This window comes from Caulobacter sp. (assembly GCF_965279145.1).
Lineage (GTDB): Bacteria > Pseudomonadota > Alphaproteobacteria > Caulobacterales > Caulobacteraceae > Caulobacter.
Genome location: NZ_OZ257139.1, coordinates 2,484,982 through 2,503,509, shown reverse-complemented (window position 1 = coordinate 2,503,509; position 18,528 = coordinate 2,484,982). Strand labels below are relative to the sequence as shown.

General features: G+C 68.0%; 16 protein-coding genes. 11 read left to right on the top strand and 5 right to left on the bottom strand.

Annotated features, from left to right (window positions below):
* Window positions 1–299: 299 nt before the first annotated feature.
* On the top strand, window positions 300–1,913 hold the full coding sequence (locus ACQY9P_RS11860; RefSeq protein ID WP_421739059.1) for a family 43 glycosylhydrolase: 1,614 nt from the start codon (window positions 300–302) through the stop codon (window positions 1,911–1,913).
* Here the strand turns inward: ACQY9P_RS11860 and ACQY9P_RS11855 are convergent.
* Together ACQY9P_RS11855 and ACQY9P_RS11850 are read right to left on the bottom strand one after the other, a co-directional pair.
* Complete coding sequence (locus ACQY9P_RS11855; RefSeq protein WP_421739060.1) at window positions 1,910–2,110, bottom strand: hypothetical protein; 201 nt, start codon at window positions 2,108–2,110, stop codon at window positions 1,910–1,912. The two genes, ACQY9P_RS11860 and ACQY9P_RS11855, sit on opposite strands and share 4 nt — an antisense overlap.
* A 111-nt stretch (window positions 2,111–2,221) precedes the next feature.
* Window positions 2,222–3,043: a flagellin gene (locus ACQY9P_RS11850; RefSeq protein WP_421739061.1), complete on the bottom strand. Its 822-nt coding sequence runs from the start codon at window positions 3,041–3,043 to the stop codon at window positions 2,222–2,224.
* Between the two features lie 394 nt (window positions 3,044–3,437).
* On the opposite strand from ACQY9P_RS11850, the gene ACQY9P_RS11845 reads away from it, so the two are divergent.
* Window positions 3,438–4,205, top strand: coding sequence for a hypothetical protein (locus ACQY9P_RS11845; protein WP_421739062.1), 768 nt, complete (start codon window positions 3,438–3,440; stop codon window positions 4,203–4,205).
* On the opposite strand, the gene ACQY9P_RS11840 is transcribed toward ACQY9P_RS11845, so the two are convergent.
* Window positions 4,202–4,798 (bottom strand): TetR/AcrR family transcriptional regulator, encoded by a 597-nt coding sequence (locus tag ACQY9P_RS11840; RefSeq protein WP_421739063.1) that lies wholly within the window; start codon window positions 4,796–4,798, stop codon window positions 4,202–4,204. The two genes, ACQY9P_RS11845 and ACQY9P_RS11840, sit on opposite strands and share 4 nt — an antisense overlap.
* Before the next feature lie 199 nt (window positions 4,799–4,997).
* Here ACQY9P_RS11840 and ACQY9P_RS11835 point away from each other — a divergent pair, with 199 nt between their 5' ends.
* The 3 genes from ACQY9P_RS11835 to ACQY9P_RS11825 are packed head-to-tail and all read left to right on the top strand — an operon-like array spanning window position 4,998 to window position 10,713.
* Window positions 4,998–6,146, top strand: coding sequence for an efflux RND transporter periplasmic adaptor subunit (locus ACQY9P_RS11835; protein ID WP_421739064.1), 1,149 nt, complete (start codon window positions 4,998–5,000; stop codon window positions 6,144–6,146).
* A 12-nt stretch (window positions 6,147–6,158) separates the two neighbouring features.
* The gene (locus tag ACQY9P_RS11830) at window positions 6,159–9,308 is read left to right on the top strand and encodes an efflux RND transporter permease subunit (RefSeq protein WP_421739065.1); all 3,150 of its coding nucleotides are present in this window, start codon (window positions 6,159–6,161) and stop codon (window positions 9,306–9,308) included.
* A 7-nt stretch (window positions 9,309–9,315) separates the two neighbouring features.
* On the top strand, window positions 9,316–10,713 hold the full coding sequence (locus tag ACQY9P_RS11825; RefSeq protein ID WP_421740110.1) for an efflux transporter outer membrane subunit: 1,398 nt from the start codon (window positions 9,316–9,318) through the stop codon (window positions 10,711–10,713).
* Between the two features lie 175 nt (window positions 10,714–10,888).
* Here ACQY9P_RS11825 and ACQY9P_RS11820 read toward each other — a convergent pair whose 3' ends face one another.
* Window positions 10,889–11,377 carry a lipocalin-like domain-containing protein gene (locus tag ACQY9P_RS11820; RefSeq protein WP_421739066.1) on the bottom strand — a complete coding sequence of 163 codons (489 nt, stop codon included), beginning with the start codon at window positions 11,375–11,377 and terminating at the stop codon, window positions 10,889–10,891.
* 92 nt (window positions 11,378–11,469) lie between these two features.
* On the opposite strand from ACQY9P_RS11820, the gene ACQY9P_RS11815 reads away from it, so the two are divergent.
* Window positions 11,470–12,039, top strand: coding sequence for a CGNR zinc finger domain-containing protein (locus ACQY9P_RS11815; protein WP_421739067.1), 570 nt, complete (start codon window positions 11,470–11,472; stop codon window positions 12,037–12,039).
* A 5-nt stretch (window positions 12,040–12,044) separates the two neighbouring features.
* Here the strand turns inward: ACQY9P_RS11815 and ACQY9P_RS11810 are convergent, their stop codons facing one another.
* Window positions 12,045–12,512, bottom strand: coding sequence for an Lrp/AsnC ligand binding domain-containing protein (locus tag ACQY9P_RS11810; protein ID WP_421739068.1), 468 nt, complete (start codon window positions 12,510–12,512; stop codon window positions 12,045–12,047).
* 432 nt (window positions 12,513–12,944) lie between these two features.
* Here ACQY9P_RS11810 and putA point away from each other — a divergent pair, with 432 nt between their 5' ends.
* From putA to ACQY9P_RS11785, 5 genes are all read left to right on the top strand, one after another.
* Window positions 12,945–16,037, top strand: a complete 3,093-nt coding sequence (putA, locus tag ACQY9P_RS11805; protein WP_421739069.1) for a bifunctional proline dehydrogenase/L-glutamate gamma-semialdehyde dehydrogenase PutA — start codon at window positions 12,945–12,947, stop codon at window positions 16,035–16,037.
* A gap of 37 nt (window positions 16,038–16,074) precedes the next feature.
* A complete protein-coding gene (locus ACQY9P_RS11800; RefSeq protein WP_421739070.1) occupies window positions 16,075–16,338 on the top strand; it encodes an antitoxin in 264 nt (87 codons plus the stop codon).
* Window positions 16,335–16,622 carry a type II toxin-antitoxin system RelE/ParE family toxin gene (locus ACQY9P_RS11795; RefSeq protein WP_421739071.1) on the top strand — a complete coding sequence of 96 codons (288 nt, stop codon included), beginning with the start codon at window positions 16,335–16,337 and terminating at the stop codon, window positions 16,620–16,622. Before ACQY9P_RS11800 ends, ACQY9P_RS11795 begins: the two co-directional genes overlap by 4 nt.
* The gene (locus tag ACQY9P_RS11790) at window positions 16,619–17,023 is read left to right on the top strand and encodes an ACT domain-containing protein (protein WP_421739072.1); all 405 of its coding nucleotides are present in this window, start codon (window positions 16,619–16,621) and stop codon (window positions 17,021–17,023) included. The genes ACQY9P_RS11795 and ACQY9P_RS11790 overlap by 4 nt, the downstream gene beginning before the upstream one ends.
* Before the next feature lie 75 nt (window positions 17,024–17,098).
* Window positions 17,099–18,472 (top strand): alpha/beta hydrolase family protein, encoded by a 1,374-nt coding sequence (locus ACQY9P_RS11785; RefSeq protein WP_421739073.1) that lies wholly within the window; start codon window positions 17,099–17,101, stop codon window positions 18,470–18,472.
* Window positions 18,473–18,528: the final 56 nt, after the last annotated feature.

Below are 18,528 nucleotides of genomic sequence, written 5' to 3'. Positions count from 1 at the left end.
GCGGCGCGGCGTTGATCCAGACAGCGCCAAGCTAACTCCCGCCGGCGCCGCCCCCTCAGTCGCTCCGCGACAGCTCCCCCAGAGGGGGAGCATCTACAGGACCAAACGCCCGGGAGCCCCGCTCCCGGGCGTTTTCTTGTGCGGTCCGGCCTTTCCCAACGCCGCGCCGGTGACAGCGTTGTCCCGCGAAAATCACGATGACACCGGTGGACAACGCCAAATCATTGTCGCTAAGTGACCGGTAACACCGCCAGCGCGACCCGAGTTCGCGCGGCCAGTAACCTGGGAAGGGAACGAGTATGGTTCAGATCAGCCGCCGGGGAGCCCTGGGCTCTCTCCTGACCGGCGCGGCCGTCGCCGCCGTTCCCGCCGCCGCCGAAGCCCAGCCCGGCGCCCTGCCCGTCCGCGCCGCCTCTTCACCCTGGGCCAAGGGCGTCGAGGGCCAGCGCAAGGCCGACCTGGGCGACGGGACCTTCCTCAACCCCATCCTGGCCGGCGACCATCCCGACCCGTCGATCCTGAAGGACGGCGACGACTACTACATGACCCACTCGTCGTTCGACGCCTATCCGGGCCTGCTGATCTGGCACAGCAAGGACCTGGTGAACTGGGCGCCGGTCGTGGCGTCGCTGAAGACCAATGTCGGCTCGATCTGGGCGCCCGAGCTCTGCAAGCACAACGGCCGCTACTACATCTTCCTCCCGGCCAAGCACCCCGCCGGCAACACCAGCTATGTGATCTGGGCCGACCGGATCGAGGGGCCGTGGTCCGAGCCGATCGACCTGAAACTGCCGCGCTATATCGATCCCGGCCATGTGGTCGACGAGCACGGCGTGCGCTGGCTGTTCCTGTCGGGCGGCGACCGCATCCAGCTGGCCCCCGATGGCCTCTCGACCGTCGGCGCGCCCGAGCACGTCTATAATCCCTGGCACTATCCAGAAGACTGGGACGTCGAAGGCTTCTCGCCCGAGGGCCCCAAGGTGATGAAGAAGGGCGACTACTACTATCTGGTCACCGCCGTGGGCGGCACCGCCGGCCCGCCGACCGGCCACATGGTGATCGTCGCCCGCGCCAAGTCGCTGGCCGGTCCGTGGGAAGACGATCCCCACAACCCCGTCGTGCGCACCACCGACAATTCCGAGACGTGGTGGTCGCGCGGCCACGCCACCCTGGTCGAGGGCCCGGCCGGCGACTGGTGGACCGTCTATCACGGCTATGAAAACGGCTTCTACACCCTGGGCCGCCAGACCCTGCTGGCTCCGGTGACCTGGACCAAGGACGGCTGGTTCACGGTCGGTGGCGGCGACCTGGCCAAGCCTCTGCCCAAGCCGAAAGGCGGCAAGGCCGTACCGCACGGCATGGCGCTGTCGGACGACTTCTCCACCGACAAGTACGGCGTGCAGTGGAACTTCTTCGACCCCAAGCCGGGCGAGCACGACCGCATGACGCGCGAGAACGGCGTCCTGACCCTGAAGGGCGCCGGCGAAGCCCCGTCGACCGGCGCGCCGCTGATCTTCGTCAATGGCGACCAGGCCTATGAGATCGAGTGCGAGATCGAGGTCGATCCCGACACCCGCGCCGGGCTGATCCTGTTTTATGACCGCCAGCTCTATTGCGGCCTGGGGTTCGACCAGAAGAACTTCGTCACCCACCAGTACGGCATCGAGCGCGGCCGCCCGGCCAATCCGCATGGGGCCAAGATGCTGCTGCGCCTGCGCAACGACCGCCACATCGTCGCCTTCCACACCAGCGGTGACGGCGGAGCGACCTGGAAGCGTTTCGACCGGGGCATGGAGGTCAGCGGCTACCACCACAATGTGCGCGGCGGGTTCCTGATGCTGAAGCCGGGACTTTACGCGGCCGGCAAGGGCTCGGCGCGGTTCCGGAACTTCAGGTACCGGGCGCTGGTCTAGGCGTCGTCGCCGGCCTCGATCAAGCCGCGCATGTGGTCGAGGGCGTCCGGCTCTCCGCCCGCGACGCGGGTGAAGGCCTGGGCCAGTTCCTCGGTCGCGTCGGCCAGATTGTATTTGCCGTCACTGAACCGCAGCAGGACGCTCTCGATGAAGCGGTCGAGCAGGATACGATCGTCGCCGGTGAAGTTGGTGCGCATGAGACCACGCTACCCCCGGTGACGGGCAAGCGCCATGCCCCACACCCTCGCGAACAACAAAAAAGGGCGGGTCCGAAGACCCGCCCTTTTCCGTACCGGAACCGCTTGTGTCTAGCGGAACAGGCTCAGGATCGACGACGAAGACTGGTTGGCGATCGACAGCGCCTGCACACCCAGCTGTTGCTTGGTTTGCAGCGACTGCAGCTTGGCGCTTTCCTTGGCCAGGTCGGCGTCAACCAGGTTACCCACGCCGGCGTCGAGGCTGTCTTGCAGCTTGCCGACGAAGGTGAGGTGGGTGTCCAGGCCAACCGAGCTGGTGCCCAGCGAGGCCAGCTTGTTGGTCGCCGTGCCCAGGGCCGTGGTCACCGTGGCGATCATGGTCTTGGCCGTGGCGGCGTCGGTGAAGCTCGAGGTGGTCGACAGACCGAGGCCGGCCAGCGTCAGGGTCTTGCCGGCGACGGTGAAGCCCGAGCCGTCCGAGTTGGCCAGGAAGGTCAGCTTGGTGGTCGAGCCGTCGGCGATGCTGACGCCATTGAACTGGGCGTTCGTGGCGGCCTTGGTCACCTGATCGCGCAGGGATTCAAAGTCGGCCTTCAGAGCGTTGAACGACGAGGTGTTGAGCGAGGTGTCGGAAGCGGCCAGGGCCTTTTCCTTCATCTTGCCCAGCAGGTCGGTGATCGTGTCGCCGGCGGCCAGGGCCACGTCGATGGTCGACTGACCGCGTTGCAGCGAGTCCTTCACCGAATTGATCGACGACGCCATCGCTGACTGGTTCTTGGCGGTCGCCCAGATCGCGCCGTTGTCCTTGGCGCTGCCCACCTTCTTGCCGGTGTTGATGCGCTGCTGAACGGTCGCCAGGTCGGCGTTCGTGGTGTTCAGGTTTTGCAGCGCGATCATCGCGCCGCTGTTCGTGTTGATGCTGTTCAGCGCCATAACGAAGATTTCCTATTCAAGGTTTTCCGACGTCATTTTGACTGCCGGTAGGCTTTTGCCTGGCTGCAGTTTCGATCCAGGCAATTTATTCCGAATGAAATAGGATGGTTAACGAGTGCAATATGGGTTTTATAATTTCAAAGTCCGAAAAGTTGAGCTGCAAACAACCTGACATACCCATAGAAATACTGAGATGAACTCTGCGACATTTACGCGCAAAGAGACTATATTTCGCGACAGATTGTCGCAGCGGGCGGTAACCATATCTACCCTTGGCCCTCTGGGACCACGCGCACACAAGGGCTAGTCGGGCGTCGCCGCCCGGATCGACTTCAGCGGAATTGTGTTCCAGGCTCCGCGCGCCGCAGTCCGGCGCTCCCTCGGAGATCTCGCGATGCGCCAAACGCCCGCCGATCACGCCAACAAGGTCGCCCAGGTGACCCTGGCGTTCTGGATCATGAAGATCTGCGCCACGACCGTGGGCGAAACCGGCGGCGACCTGCTGTCGATGACCCTCAACGTCGGCTACGCGGCCAGCTCGCTGATCCTGGTCGGGATCTTCGTGATCACCCTGATCGCCCAGCTCAGGGCCAGGACCTTCCACCCGTTCCTCTATTGGGCGGTGATCCTGTCGACCAGCACGGCCGGCACCACGATGTCGGACTACATGGACCGCTCGCTGGGCCTGGGATACGCGACCGGCTCGGCGATCCTGATCGCCATTCTGGTGACCGTGCTGCTGACCTGGCGCTTCACCCTGGGCTCGCTGAAGGTCGACCACATCAGCGACGCCCGGGTAGAGGCCTTCTACTGGACCGCCATACTGGCCTCCAACACCCTGGGCACGGCGCTGGGCGACTATCTGGCCGACAGTTCGGGCCTGGGCTATCTGACCAGCAACCTGCTGATCTCGGGCGGCATCGCCCTGACGATCCTGGGCTGGCGCTTCACGAAAATCTCGCGCACGGCCCTGTTCTGGGCCGCTTTCGTCCTGACCCGGCCGTTCGGCGCGACCATGGGCGACCTTCTGACCAAGACCCCGGCCAAGGGCGGACTGGGCTTTGGCACGATCGGCTCGACCGCCGTGCTGCTGGCCATACTGGTCACGCTGGTGGCGATCACCGCGTGGCGCGGACGTCGGAACCGCGCCGCGGCGGTCTAGCTCAGCAGGGCCCGCATCACCACGCGGATCACCTTGGTCAGGGCTTCGCGGTCCAGGTCCGGATCATTGACCGCGCGCATGATGATGCCGTCGAACACCAGGCCGATCACCGCGCCCCGCGCCTCGAACTCGGCGTCCGACCATTCGGGCTGGCGACTGCGCTGCAGCATGGACTGCGCCAGGGCCCGCTCCTGCTTGTCGGCCTCGCGGACGATGGCGGCGACCTTGGGATTGCGCGCGGCCTCGGCCAGCACCTCGAGCACCAGCGCCCCCCGCTTGGGATCGAAGCACTTCTCCACGCCGTCCGGAAGATGCGCCTCCAGGGCGTCAAGAAGGGCGCCCGGCTCGCGCTCCAGTTCGGCGAACTTCTCGCGCATCTCGGCCAGGTCCTGGGCGACGATGGCGGCGATGATCGCCTCCTTGTTCTCGAAGTAGCGATAGATCTGGCCGACGCTGAGGCCCGCCGCCTTGGCGATCTCGGCCATGCTGGCGCCGTGAAAGCCCGACTGACGCACGCGGTCGCAGGCCGCGTCGAGAATCTGCTGGCGGCGCGATTCCACCGACGGACGGCCGACTTGCGCCTCATCGGACATCGAAAATCTCGTTTCGCATTACATTTCCGTTAGGTCAGCCAAAAAGCGACGCGGTCGGTGTTGACTTGCGACAGCCTCGCACTTATGTCCAGCCTCGATTGAGAATGAACGTTCATTCTCAAATTGTTCATCATAAGGTCTTCGTCAAGGGCAATGGCCCGGCGATGGCGCCTTCCGACCAAAAAATCCGGGGTCTCATATGTTTTCTCACCGTTCGACGGCGACGGCCGTCGCACTCGCCGCCATTTCCCTGACCCTCGCCGCCTGCGGCCAGGGCAAGGGCGCCGCCGGGATGGCGGGCATGGGCGGCCCCTCGAACGTGGGGGTGATTGTCGCGAAGACCGAGCCCGTCAGCCTGACCACCGAACTGTCTGGCCGCACCTCGGCCTTTCTGATCTCGGAGGTGCGTCCGCAGGTCAGCGGCATCGTCAAGGCGCGCCTGTTCCAGGAAGGCGGCGTCGTCCGCGCCGGCCAGGCCCTGTACCAGATCGATCCCGCCACCTATCAGGCCTCTTACAACAGCGCCGCCGCCGGCCTGGCCCAGGCCCAGGCGACCTATACCGCCGCCAAGCTGAAGGCCGACCGCTACAAGGCCCTGGTCGAGACCGGCGCCGTCAGCCGCCAGGACAATGACGAGGCGCAGGCCGCCAGCCAGCAGGCCGCCGCCAACGTCGCCGCCCAGAAGGCCGCCATCGACACCGCCCGCATCAATCTGGGCTATACCAAGGTGCTGTCGCCGATCTCGGGCCGCATCGGCAAGAGCTCGGTGACCCCCGGCGCCCTGGTCACCGCCAGCCAGGCGACGGCCCTGGCCACGGTGCAGGACATGAGCCGGGTCTATGTCGACCTGACCCAGTCCTCGGCCGAACTTCTGAAGCTGCAGCACGACATGGCCAGCGGCCATCTGGGTCGCTCGGGCTCGGCCCAGGTGACCCTGAAGCTGGAGGACGGCTCGACCTATCCGATCGCCGGCAAGCTGGAATTCTCCGACGTCACGGTCGATCCGACCACGGGCTCGATCGGCCTGCGCGCCACCTTCGCCAATCCCAACGGCGTGCTGCTGCCCGGCATGTATGTGCGCGCGGTGCTCAGCGCCGGCACGGTCAGCGACGGCATGCTGATCCCGCAACCGGCCGTCAGCCGCGATCCCAAGGGCAACGCGACCGTGATGGTCGTCGGAGCCAAGGGACTGGCCGAGGCGCGCCCGATCACCGCCGCCCAGACGATCGGCGACAAGTGGCTGGTGACCAGCGGCCTGAAGCCCGGTGACCAGGTCATTGTCGAGGGCCTGCAACAGGTCCGTCCCGGCGCGCCCGTGAAGGCCGCCGTCATCACCGCCCAACGCTAAGGCCTGTCTGTCATGCTTTCCCGCTTCTTCATCGACAGGCCCATCTTCGCGTGGGTCGTCGCCATCGTCATCATGCTGGCCGGCGCGCTCGCCATCAGCAGCCTGCCGGTCGCGCAGTATCCCGACATCGCCCTGCCCCAGGTCGCGGTGTCGGCCAACTATCCCGGCGCCTCGGCCAAGACCGTCGAGGACAGCGTCACCCAGGTCATCGAGCAGAAGATGAAGGGCCTGGACGGCCTAGAATACATGTCGTCCACCAGCGACAGCTCGGGCGCGGCCTCGGTCACCCTGACCTTCAAGGCCGGGACCAACATCGACATCGCCCAGGTGCAGGTCCAGAACAAGCTGCAGACGGCCACCGCGCTGCTGCCCCAGGAAGTGCAGCAACAGGGCCTGACGGTCGCCAAGTCGGCCCGCAACTTCATGATGGTGGTGGGTCTGTTCTCGCATGACCCCAAGACCACCAACACCGACCTGGCCGACTATATCGCCAGCAACATCCAAGATCCGCTGAGCCGCGTCGACGGCGTGGGCGACGTCCAGCTGTTCGGCGCGCAATACGCCATGCGCATCTGGCTGGACCCCAACAAGCTGACCAGCTTCAGCCTGACTCCGGCCGACGTCGCGGCCGCGATCAAGGCCCAGAACGCCCAGGTCTCGGCCGGCCAGCTGGGCGGCTCGCCCGGCCTGCCCGGCACGGCCCTGAACGCCACCATCACCGCCCAGTCGCGCCTGCAGACCCCGGCCGAGTTCGAGGCGATCATCGTCAAGAACAGCCAGGGCGGCGCCGTCGTCCACCTGCGCGACGTGGCGCGCGTGGAACTGGGCGCCGAGAACTATGGCTCGATCGCCAAGTTCAACGGCAAGCCCGCCGCCGGCCTGGCCATCAAGCTGGCCCCCGGCGCCAACGCCCTCGACACCGCCGCCGCCGTCAAGGCGCGGATGACCCAGCTGCAGAAGACCTTCCCCGCCAGCTACGAATACGTGGTGCCCTACGACTCCACGCCCTTCGTGAAGCTGTCGATCGAGGAAGTGGTCAAGACCCTGATCGAGGCGATCATCCTGGTCTTCATCGTCATGTTCCTGTTCCTGCAGAACTGGCGCGCGACCCTGATCCCAACCATCGCCGTTCCCGTCGTTCTGCTGGGCACCTTCGGAATCCTGGCGGCCTTCGGATACTCGATCAACACCCTGACCATGTTCGGCCTGGTGCTGGCCATCGGCCTGCTGGTCGACGACGCCATCGTCGTGGTCGAGAACGTCGAGCGGGTGATGAGCGAAGAGGGCCTTTCGCCCCTCGAGGCCACCCGCAAGTCGATGGGCGAGATCACCGGCGCCCTGATCGGCATCGCGCTGGTCCTGTCGGCCGTGTTCGTGCCGATGGCCTTCTTCGGCGGCTCGCAGGGCGTGATCTATCGCCAGTTCTCGATCACCATCGTCTCGGCCATGGGCCTGTCGGTGATCGTGGCCCTGGTGCTGACCCCAGCCCTCTGCGCCACCATGCTCAAGCCCGTCGCCAAGGGCCACACCGCCGCCGACAAGGGCTTCTTCGGCTGGTTCAACCGCAGCTTCGCCGATCTGTCGGGCCGCTATCAGAACTCCGTGCGCGGCATCCTGGGCAAGAGCGTGCGCTGGATGGCCATCTACGGCGCCATCATCCTGGTCATGGGCCTGCTGTTCGTCCGCCTGCCCAGCGCCTTCCTGCCGGAAGAAGACCAGGGGATCATGATCACCCTCGTCCAGCTGCCGCCCGGCGCCACCGAAGAGCGGACGCAAGGCGTGCTCGACAAGGTGCGCGCGCACTTCCTGGTCGACGAGAAGGACGCCGTGAAATCGGTCTTCACCGTCTCGGGCTTCAGCTTCAGCGGCGCGGGCCAGAACGCCGGCCTCGCCTTCGTCCGGCTCAAGGACTTCGACGAGCGCAAGGCCGCCAGGCTCAAGGCCCAGGCCGTCGCCGGCCGGGCCATGGGCGCCTTCTCGCAGATCCGCGACGCCATGGTCTTCGCGGTCGTACCCCCGGCCGTGCCGGAACTGGGCACGTCGTCGGGCTTCGACTTCCAGCTGCAGGATGTCGCCGGCGTGGGCCACGAAACCCTGACCGCCGCCCGCAACCAGATGCTGGGCATGGCCGCGCAGAATCCGAGCCTGGCGGGCGTTCGCCCCAACGGTCAGGACGACACGCCGCAACTGAAGATCGACATCGACCAGGCCAAGGCCGGGGCGATGGGCCTGACCACGGCCGACATCAACGCCGCGCTCAGCACGGCGTGGGGCGGTTCCTACGTCAACGACTTCATCGATCGCGGCCGGATCAAGAAGGTCTACATGCAGGCCGACGCGCCGTTCCGCATGCGGCCGGAAGACCTGAACCGCTGGTACGTCCGCAACGCCACGGGCCAGATGGTCCCGTTCTCGGCCTTCGCCACCACCCACTGGGTGTACGGCTCGCCGCGTCTGGAGCGCTATAACGGCCTGTCGTCGATGAACATCCAGGGCGCTCCCGCGCCGGGCAAGAGCTCGGGCGAGGCCATGGACGCCATGGAGAAGATGGCGGCCCAGCTGCCCCCGGGCATCGGCTTCGAATGGACCGGCCTGTCGGCCCAGGAACGGGAATCCGGCAACCAGGCTCCCGCCCTGTACGCCATCTCCATCCTGGTGGTGTTCCTGCTGCTGGCGGCCCTCTACGAGAGCTGGTCGATCCCGCTGTCGGTGATCATGGTCATTCCGCTGGGCGTCGTGGGAGCCCTGCTGGCCACCACCCTGCGCGGCCTGTCCAACGACATCTACTTCCAGGTGGGCCTGCTGACGACCATGGGCCTGGCCGCCAAGAACGCCATCCTGATCGTCGAATTCGCCAAGGACCTGCACGAGAAGGGCCTGGGCCTGGTCGAGGCCACGCTGGAGGCCGTGCGCATCCGACTGCGGCCGATCATCATGACCTCGCTGGCCTTCATCTTCGGCGTTCTGCCGCTGGCGATCTCCAACGGGGCGGGCTCGGGCAGCCAGCACGCCATCGGCACCGGCGTGATCGGCGGCATGATCTCGGCGACCCTGCTGGCGATCTTCTTCGTCCCGCTGTTCTTCGTGATCGTCGAGAAGGTCTTCAAACCCAAGCACAAGCGGGCCGATGAGACGCCCGCCATCCCGGCCGAGGGCCACTGACATGACGTTGCTTCGTAACCTGACCCTGAGCCTGCTGGCGGCCACCTCGCTAACCGCCTGCACCCTGGCCCCGACCACGGTCCGTCCGACCCTGCCCGTCGCCCAGACCTGGCCGACGGCGGAGCCCGCGGGCTCAACGACCGCCGCCGACCTGGCCTGGAAGGAGGTCTTCATCGACCCCCGCCTGGCCGGGACCATCGATCTGGCCCTGAAGGAGAACCGCGACCTGCGCGTGGCGCTCCTCAACATCGAGAAGGCCCGCGCCCAGTACGGCGTGCAGCGCGCCGCCCTGCTGCCGGGGATCAACGCCGGCGTCTCGGGCAGCAAGGCGCGCACGCCGGCCTCGGTCAGCCAGACCGGTTCGGCGATCGAGACCGAGCAGTACAGCGCCAGTGTCGGCTTCACCGGCTATGAGCTGGACCTGTTCGGCCGCGTCCGCAGCCTCAATCAGGCGGCGCTGCAGAACTGGCTGGCGGTGCGGGAAAACAGCCGCACGGCCCAGATCAGCCTGATCTCGGAAGTGGCGGGAAGCTGGCTGACCCTGGCCGCCGACGAGGACCTGCTGGCCCTGGCCCGCGACACCCTGGCCGCCCGCGACCAGTCGCTGAAGCTGACCCAGAGCCGGGTCGACGCCGGCGCGGCCTCGACCCTGGACCTGCGCCAGGCCCAGACCCTGGCCGAACAGGCCCGGGCCGACGTCGCCGCCTATGTGGCCCAGGTGGCCCAGGACAGGAACGCCCTGCGCCTGGTGGTCGGCGCCGATGTGCCGGCCGATCTGTTGCCGGCCGGCGGCCTGGTCACCGCCCAGATCATGCCCGACCTGCCGGCCGGCGTGGTGTCCGACGTCCTGACCCGTCGTCCCGACGTGCTGGCCGCCGAGCACCAGCTGGTCGCCGCCAACGCCAATATCGGCGCGGCCCGGGCGGCCTTCTTCCCGCGCATCGCCCTGACAGGCTCCACCGGCTCGGCCAGCGGCGAGCTGGGCGATCTGTTCAAGAGCGGCTCTGGCGCCTGGAGCTTCGCCCCCAGCATCACCCTGCCGATCTTCGCGGGCGGGGCCAACAAGGCCGGGCTCGACAGCGCCAAGGCCAGCCAGGGCATCGCCGTCGCCAGCTACGAGAAGGCCGTGCAGACGGCGTTCCGCGAAGTGGCCGACGCCTTGGCCGTGCGCGACACGATCGCCGACCGCGTGGGGGCCCAGGAACGCCTGGTCGCCGCCGCCAGCGACAGCCAGCGCCTGGCCAAGCAGCGCAAGGACGCGGGCATCGACTCCAGCCTCACCCTTCTGGACGCGCAGCGCACGCTGTACGGCGCCCAGCAGGGCTTGATCGCGGCGCGGCTGGTCCGGGCGACCAACCTCGTCACCCTCTACAAGGTCCTCGGCGGCGGCGCGCCCGCCGCCTGACGGACCTTACCCCTCCCCCGGCGACGGTCGGGGGCGGTTCGCGGCGTCACACCCCCCCGACGTCCGCGAACCCGAAGAGGCGCGCCCCCTCCCCCAATCCGGGGCGCGCCTCTTCCCCCAATTCTCGACTGTGTCAGAAACGGCGCCGCACAGGCGGCGTGAGCCAGCGCCCGGCCTACTTGACCCGCTTCCACACCGAGATCGGCACAACGCCGTCCGACGTGGCCGGGACCCGATAGCTCAGCTCATCGCCAACCAGTTCGAACCGCCGCTTCTGCTCGGTTCCTTCCCAATTGGGATAGGAGGCGCTGTCGATCCGGAAGGTCAGGATGTGCGCCGCCGCGTCCATCGACACCGTCCCAAAATGCGTGCTCGAGCCCAGCACCGCGCTCTCGTATTCGGCGGGCGCGCCCTTGCGCTTGTCACCAAGGGCGAACCGCGGGCGCTCGGACTTGAAGATCTGCAGACTGTAGCGACCGGCAGCGTCGATCATCAGCCGCCCCTTGGGCGCCTCGCCATAGCCGTGGGTGCGCGATCCATCGGGATGCAGGTCGTCGGCGGCCGTCAGGGTCCAGGTTCCGACGAGCGACGGCTCGCGCGCGCTGGCGGCTGTCGAAGTCAGCAGGACGGCAAAAAGCGTCGTCGCGACGGTGGGAATCCGCATCGCATGCTCCATATGTAACTTATTTAAAAGGTTACTTTGGCAAATGCCGCGAACATCGGTAACCTGTCAAGCCGGTGACCGACGGAGCGCAGATGGCGGAAGAGGTTCGCGACGGGTTCAAGTTTCGAGGCGGCAGCCTGGCCCTCGACCTGCCCGCCACCCTGTCTGGCCGGCTGAACGGAAATTTCCGTGAGGGGCTGGCGACGCCGGCGGATCTGGATCGCTGGCTGGTCGCCGCTGACCTGGCCCATCAGGCGCCGGGATCAACGGAGGCGGATCTTGCCGACGCCCGCTTGCTGCGCGAGGCGCTCTACGCCCTGGCCTTGGCCCGCGCCGAAGGTCGGCCGCTGGACGACGCCGATCGCGGCCAGCTCAACGCCTTCGCCGCCGAACCCTCGGCGCCGCCGTGGCTGGACGGCGAGGGCCGCCGGCGACTGTTCGGCGAGGTCCGGGCGCTTTTGGCGAGCGTGGCGCGCGAGGGGGTGGAGCTTCTGGGCGGCGACCATGCGGACCGTATCCGACAGTGCCAGGGTCCGCCTTGCGCTGTGCTGTTCGTGGATGGGTCGCGCAAGGGCGACCGGCGCTGGTGCTCAATGAGCGCCTGCGGAAACAAGGCCAAGGTCGCGGAATTTCGGCGACGGGGGAAACTCGCGGAAGGTTGAGCCCCCTACAGCGGCAACTGCACCGTGCTCTTGACCTCTTCCAGCACCGCATAGGTCCGCGTCTCGCGCACCCCGGGCATCTTGACCAGGATGTCGCCCAGGAAGCCGCGATAGGCTTCCATGTCGCGCACCCGGGCCTTGATCAGATAGTCGAAGCCGCCGGCCACCATGTGGCATTCCAGGATCTCGGGCGCGCGGCGCACGGCCTTGGCGAAATCCTCGAACACCTCGCCAGTGGTGCGCTCCAGCATGACCTCGACGAAGATCAGCAGGGCGCGATCGACCTTGGCCGGGTCCAGCAGGGCCGCGTAGCCGGTGATGTAGCCGCGCTCGCGCAAGCGCCGCACGCGGTCGAAGGTGGCGGCCGGCGACAGGTTGCACTGCTTGGCCAGCTCGGCGTTGGTGATGCGGCCATCGGCCTGCAGCACCCGCAAGAGCCGGCGATCGGTGTCATCAAGAGCGGAAGTGGCCATCAGCACCTTTCGTCGAAGATTGTTCGGAAAATAATTCCATAAAGCAAAGCACCTTCAGAGAAGACGCCGGTACACCATCGATCGTCCCACCGACGTTTCGCACCGCCATCCCCCCCGATGGCGCCCGGAGCGCGCAAGACCGCTTCCGCCTGAAGACGGAAGCATCCAGCGACGCCTTCCCCCCAGGGCGTCGCCGAGAGCGGAAGGGACGCGCGTCCTCCCCCCAAGTCGCGTCCCTTCCCACCCCTCTCTTTCCAAGCCATCCTGCCTGGGCCCACGCCCGCCGCGAACGCGGCCGCGCGGCTGGAGCAAAGAGAGCGAGATCGGCGAACACGCTGAATATCGTACGGCCAGATACGATCACAAACGAAGCACATTTGGCTAGATCGTACATATACCGATGATCACCATTTCACACCCAGGGCCCATCGCATGACCAACCATTGGGACAGCCTCGACGCCGGCAAGTATCGCGACGAAGCCGCCGTGATCGCCGACCTGCTGGCCGCCAACGCCCTCTCCAGCGAGGACCGCGCCGCCGTCCGCGCCGAGGCCGAGGCCCTGGTGCGCGGCGCCCGCCGCAGCGTCCGCAAGCAGGGCGTGGTCGAGAGCTTCCTGCAGGAGTTTTCCCTGGGCACCCGCGAGGGCCTGGCCCTGATGTGCCTGGCCGAGGCCCTGCTGCGCACCCCCGACGACGACACCCGCGACAAGCTGATCGCCGAGAAGATCGGCTCGGCTGACTGGGCGTCGCACTTGGGGGGCAGCGACAGCCTGTTCGTCAACGCCTCGACCTGGGGCCTGATGCTGACCGGCAAGATCGTCGAGCCCGACGACCAGGCCCAGAAGGACCTGCCCGGCTTCATCAAGAAGATCGCCGGCCGGCTGGGCGAGCCCGTCATCCGCGCCGCCGTCGGCCAGGCCATCCGCATCATGGGCGAGCAGTTCGTGCTGGGTCGCACCATCGAGGCGGCCATCAAGCGCGCCGCCCAGGACGGCGACATGTGCAGCTTCGACATGCTGGGCGAAGGCGCCCGCACCGCAGCCGACGCCGCGCGCTATGAAAAGTCGTATGCCGACGCCATCGAAACGGTCGGCAAGCTCTCGAACAACGCCGGCCCCGAAGCGGGCCACGGCGTGTCGGTCAAGCTGTCGGCCCTGTGCCCGCGCTATGAGGCCACGCAGGAAACCCGCGTCTGGGACGAGCTGTATCCCCGCATCCTGCGCCTGGCCCTGATCGCCGCCCGCTACAACATCAACTTCACCATCGACGCCGAAGAGGCCGACCGGCTGGCGCTGTCGCTGAAGCTGCTGGACCGCCTGTGCCGCGAGCCGGAGCTGGGCGACTGGACCGGCCTGGGTCTGGCCGTTCAGGCCTATCAGAAGCGCTGCCCCGACGTGATCGCCCGCCTGTCCGCCCTGTCGCGGGACACCGGCCGCCGCCTGATGGTCCGCTTGGTCAAGGGCGCCTATTGGGACAGCGAGATCAAGCGCGCCCAGGTCGCCGGCCGTCCGGACTATCCGGTCTATTCGACCAAGCCCGCGACGGACCTGTCCTATCTGGTCTGCGCCAAGGCCCTGATCGAGGCCGCGCCGCACCTCTACGCCCAGTTCGCCACCCACAACGCCCATACCCTGGCGGCCGTGGTGCGGATGTCCAAGAACGCCGGCGTCAAGATCGAGCACCAGCGCCTGCACGGCATGGGCGAGGCGCTGTATAAGGCCGCCGACGACCTCTATGACGGCATCACCCTGCGGGCCTACGCGCCGGTGGGCGGCCACGAGGACCTGCTGCCCTATCTGGTCCGCCGCCTGCTCGAGAACGGCGCCAACACCAGCTTCGTCCACGCCCTGCTGGACGAGCGCGTGCCAGTGGAAAAGGTGGTCGTCGACCCAATCGACGCCGTGGAAGCCCACCCCGACCGCCACGCCAAGATCCCCACGCCGATCAAGGTCTATGGCGAGCGCCGCCAGAACGCCGCCGGCATCGACCTGTCGGTCCGGGCCGAGCGCGAGCGCCTGGCGGACGCGGTCGCCGCGCTGGACGCCGTCACCCTGTCGGCCGGCCCGCTGCTGGGCGGCAAGCTCACCGCCGGCGGCCCGCCGATGCCGGTGGTCAGCCCGTCGGACCCGGGCCGCGTCGTCGGCGCGGTGTCCGAGGCCCAGCTTCCGCAGATCGACCAGGCCTTCAAGCTGGCCCGCGCCGCTCAACCGGCCTGGGACCAGGCCGGCGGCGCCGCGCGCGCCACGGTGCTGCGCGCCATGGCCGACGCCCTGGAAGTCAATATCGACCGCCTGATCGCCATCCTGTCGCGCGAAGCCGGCAAGACCCTGGGCGACGGGATCGCCGAGGTGCGCGAGGCCGTCGACTTCTGCCGCTACTACGCGGTGCTGGCCGAGGATCAGTTCGGCGCCGGCGAGGTGCTGAAAGGCCCGGTCGGCGAGACCAACACCCTGCGCCTGGCCGGGCGCGGCGTGTTCGTCTGCATCAGCCCGTGGAACTTCCCGCTGGCCATCTTCACCGGCCAGATCGCCGCCGCCCTGGCCGCCGGCAACGCCGTGCTGGCCAAGCCCGCCGAACAGACCCCGCTGATCGCCATGGAGGCGGTGAAGCTCTATCACGCCGCCGGCCTCGACCCGCGCCTGCTGGCCCTGCTGCCCGGCCGCGGCGAGACCGTCGGCGCGGTGCTGACCAGCCACGAGGGCCTCGACGGCGTAGCCTTCACCGGCGGCACCGACACCGCCTGGCGCATCAACCAGGTCCTTGCTCAACGCCAAGGGCCCATCACGCCCTTCATCGCCGAGACCGGCGGCCTCAACGGCATGTTCGTCGACACCACCGCCCAGCGCGAGCAGGTGATCGACGACGTCATCGTCTCGGCCTTCGGCTCGGCCGGCCAGCGCTGCTCGGCCCTGCGCCTGCTGTTCCTGCCGCACGACACCGCCGATCACATCATCGACGGCCTTAAGGGCGCGATGGACGCCCTGGTGCTGGGCGATCCGGCCCTGGCCGTCACCGATGTGGGCCCGGTGATCGACGCCGACGCCAAGGGCGCGCTGGACAAGCACCTGGAGCGCCTCAAGCGCGAGGCGAAAATCCTGCACGCCCTGGAGGCTCCCGCGGCCGGCACGTTCTTCGCCCCGGTCCTGGCCGAGATCCCCGGCGGCGACTTCCTGGAGCGCGAGGTGTTCGGCCCCGTGCTGCACGTGGTCCGCTACGCCCCCGAAGACCTGGAGCACGTCGCGCGCGCCCTGGCCGACCGTCGCTATGGCCTGACCCTGGGCATCCACTCGCGGATCGAGAGCTTCGCGGCCGACGTCCAGCGGCTGGTCCCGGCCGGCAACACCTATGTGAACCGCTCGATGACCGGCGCGGTCGTGGGCGTGCAGCCGTTCGGCGGCGAAGGCCTGTCGGGCACCGGCCCCAAGGCCGGCGGGCCCCACGCCCTGCTGCGCTACGCGGTCGAGCGGGCCCTGAGCATCAACATCACCGCCCAGGGCGGCGACCCGGCGCTGCTCAATCTCTGACCTTGACGCGATCGGCCATGAGCGAGACCCTTCGCCCATGGCCGACGGCTTCGACATTCACCTGGACGCGGAACAGGCCGCCAAGCTCAAGGCTCTGGCGGATCGCGCGGACATGTCGCCAGAAGCCTACGCTGTTCAGCTGATCAATCGCGAGATCGATCAGGCCGCATGGCCGTCGATCGATCCGGATCCCGCCATCGACGAAGCGATCGCCGACGCCGTTGAACGGGGTGATGAACCGACAGTCTCGCTGGACGATTTCCGCGCCCGACTTCGCCGTTTTGGAACAGGCGCCGATTGAGCTTCACCGTTTCGGTTTCGGCTCGGGCCCAGACGGACGTCCGCCGTCTCGACGTCCAGCTTTCCGCTCACAGTCCAAGAGCCGCTGCCCGTCTGGGTCTGCTCTTGGAAAATGCCTTGGACAGTCTGGTGGAAGCGCCGATGCGCGGACGCCTGGTCGGCCGGACAGCCCGCGAGATCAACATTCCATTCGGGCGGAGCGGCTACATCATCCGCTACCGCGTCAGCGGCCGGCGCGTGATCGTCACCCGAATCTGGCACGGCCTTGAAGATCGCGAGCCATGACCGGCCAGACCGACCTCGCCACCCTGCTCGCCTCAATGACCCCCGAGCTGACCCACGACGTCTGGGTGTTCGCCACCCTGCCGCCCGGCGCCACGATCCCGCCGGGCGTCACGCCGCTGATGACCTATGCCGAGGCCGAGGGCCTGACCCTGATCCTGCGCCAGGACGAGGCCCGGGCGGCGGGCCTGGCCTTCGTCTTCCCCAGCCGGCGGATCACGCTCAACATCCACTCGTCGCTGGAGGCGGTCGGCTTCCTGGCCGCCCTGCTGCCCGCGCTGGCGGTGGCGGGCATCGGGGTGAACCCGGTCTCGGCCTATTTCCATGACCACCTGTTCGTCCCGGCCGAACGGGCCGACGAGGCGCTGGTGCTGCTGCAGGCCATCGCGTCCGGCGCCCCTTAGGACAGGCTTCACAACCCCCGCGCGTATGACCTATGGTCGGAGAGGCCGGATCGGCCTGGGGGAGTGTTCGGCATCATGCGTTTCCTGCATTGCGCGGCGTTCGCCGCCGCCCTGCTCTTCCCCATCGTCGCACAGGCCCAGACCGCGCCGATCGCCGGAGACTGGTATGGCGCGATCCCCACCATGGGCGCGCCGATCCCCCTGATCATCCACATCAAGGCCGACGGCTCGGCGGCGCTGGACAGCCCCTCCCAGGGCGCCAAGGGCCTGCCGATGACGGCGAGCCTGAAGGACAAGGACGTCGCCCTGGCCCTGATCGTGGCGCCGGCCCGCTTCGAGGGCGTGCTGTCGGCCGACGGCAAGGCCGTCGCCGGCAAGTGGCTGCAATCGGGCGCCACCTTCGCCGTCACCCTGACCAGGGACGCCCCCGCCCCGGCGACGCCCTCCAAGCTGAACCGCCCGCAGGAGCCCAAGCCGCCCTTCCCCTATCGCGCCGAAGAGGTGGCCTACGTCAATCCGGCCTCCAGCCTGAAGCTGGCCGGAACCCTGACCCTGCCGCCGGGCCCCGGGCCGTTTCCCGTCGCCCTGCTGATTACGGGCTCGGGCGCCCAGGACCGCGACGAGACGATCTTTGGCCACAAGCCGTTCCTGCTGATCGCCGACGCCCTGACCCGCAAGGGCGTGGCGGTGCTGCGCGTGGATGACCGGGGCGTGGGCGGCTCTGATCACGGCCGCGCGACCGACACCACGGCGGACTACGCCACCGACGTCGCGGCGGGCGTGGCCTTCCTGCGGGCCCGCAAGGACATCGACCCGGCCCGCATCGGCCTGATCGGCCACAGCGAGGGCGGCGCGATCGCGCCGATGATCGCGGCCAGGGATCCGAAGATCGCCTTCCTGGTGCTGATGGCCGCGCCGGGCGTGGACGGCAAGACCCTGCTGCTGGCCCAGGGCCGCGCCCTGGAGACCGCGATGGGCATGCCCGCCGACCAGGTGGACATGATGGAGCAGCGCCGCGCGGGCTGGTACGACGCAGTCCTGACCGAGCCGGACGACGCCAAGGCCAAGGCCAGGCTGGAAGCGATCATGGACCAGCAGGGCGCGCCCCCGGCCATACGGGACCAGATCCGCGATCTCGTCCGTCCCTGGTGGCGCTACACCCTCGCCTTCAAGCCCGCCGACTATCTGAAGTCGGTCAAGGCGCCGGTGCTGGCCATTGGCGGTTCCCGGGACCTGCAGGTTCCGGCCGCCGCCAACCTGACCGCCATCAAGGCCGCCCTGCCGCCGTCGACCGAGGCGACGATCCGCGAACTGCCAGACCTCAACCACCTGCTCCAGACCACCCATACCGGCCTGGTCAACGAGTATGGCCGCACGGAAGAGACCATGTCGCCGATCGCGCTGGCCCTGATCGTCGACTGGACCGTCGCCCACGCGACGCGGAAATGATCCCGGGCGGTTGTTAGCGCTACCCAAGCACGCCATTCTCGCTAACGGCGCGCCGG

Excerpts from the sequence above, each read along its gene's own strand:
- ACQY9P_RS11830 (WP_421739065.1), top strand. The coding sequence starts at position 6,159 with ATGCTTTCCCGCTTCTTCATCGACAGGCCCATCTTCGCGTGGGTCGTC.
- ACQY9P_RS11860 (WP_421739059.1), top strand. The coding sequence starts at position 300 with ATGGTTCAGATCAGCCGCCGGGGAGCCCTGGGCTCTCTCCTGACCGGC.
- ACQY9P_RS11855 (WP_421739060.1), bottom strand. The coding sequence starts at position 2,110 with ATGCGCACCAACTTCACCGGCGACGATCGTATCCTGCTCGACCGCTTC.
- ACQY9P_RS11815 (WP_421739067.1), top strand. The coding sequence starts at position 11,470 with ATGGCGGAAGAGGTTCGCGACGGGTTCAAGTTTCGAGGCGGCAGCCTG.
- ACQY9P_RS11790 (WP_421739072.1), top strand. The coding sequence starts at position 16,619 with ATGACCGGCCAGACCGACCTCGCCACCCTGCTCGCCTCAATGACCCCC.
- ACQY9P_RS11820 (WP_421739066.1), bottom strand. The coding sequence starts at position 11,377 with ATGCGGATTCCCACCGTCGCGACGACGCTTTTTGCCGTCCTGCTGACT.
- ACQY9P_RS11845 (WP_421739062.1), top strand. The coding sequence starts at position 3,438 with ATGCGCCAAACGCCCGCCGATCACGCCAACAAGGTCGCCCAGGTGACC.
- ACQY9P_RS11800 (WP_421739070.1), top strand. The coding sequence starts at position 16,075 with ATGGCCGACGGCTTCGACATTCACCTGGACGCGGAACAGGCCGCCAAG.
- ACQY9P_RS11785 (WP_421739073.1), top strand. The coding sequence starts at position 17,099 with ATGCGTTTCCTGCATTGCGCGGCGTTCGCCGCCGCCCTGCTCTTCCCC.
- ACQY9P_RS11840 (WP_421739063.1), bottom strand. The coding sequence starts at position 4,798 with ATGTCCGATGAGGCGCAAGTCGGCCGTCCGTCGGTGGAATCGCGCCGC.
- putA (WP_421739069.1), top strand. The coding sequence starts at position 12,945 with ATGACCAACCATTGGGACAGCCTCGACGCCGGCAAGTATCGCGACGAA.
- ACQY9P_RS11850 (WP_421739061.1), bottom strand. The coding sequence starts at position 3,043 with ATGGCGCTGAACAGCATCAACACGAACAGCGGCGCGATGATCGCGCTG.
- ACQY9P_RS11810 (WP_421739068.1), bottom strand. The coding sequence starts at position 12,512 with ATGGCCACTTCCGCTCTTGATGACACCGATCGCCGGCTCTTGCGGGTG.
- ACQY9P_RS11835 (WP_421739064.1), top strand. The coding sequence starts at position 4,998 with ATGTTTTCTCACCGTTCGACGGCGACGGCCGTCGCACTCGCCGCCATT.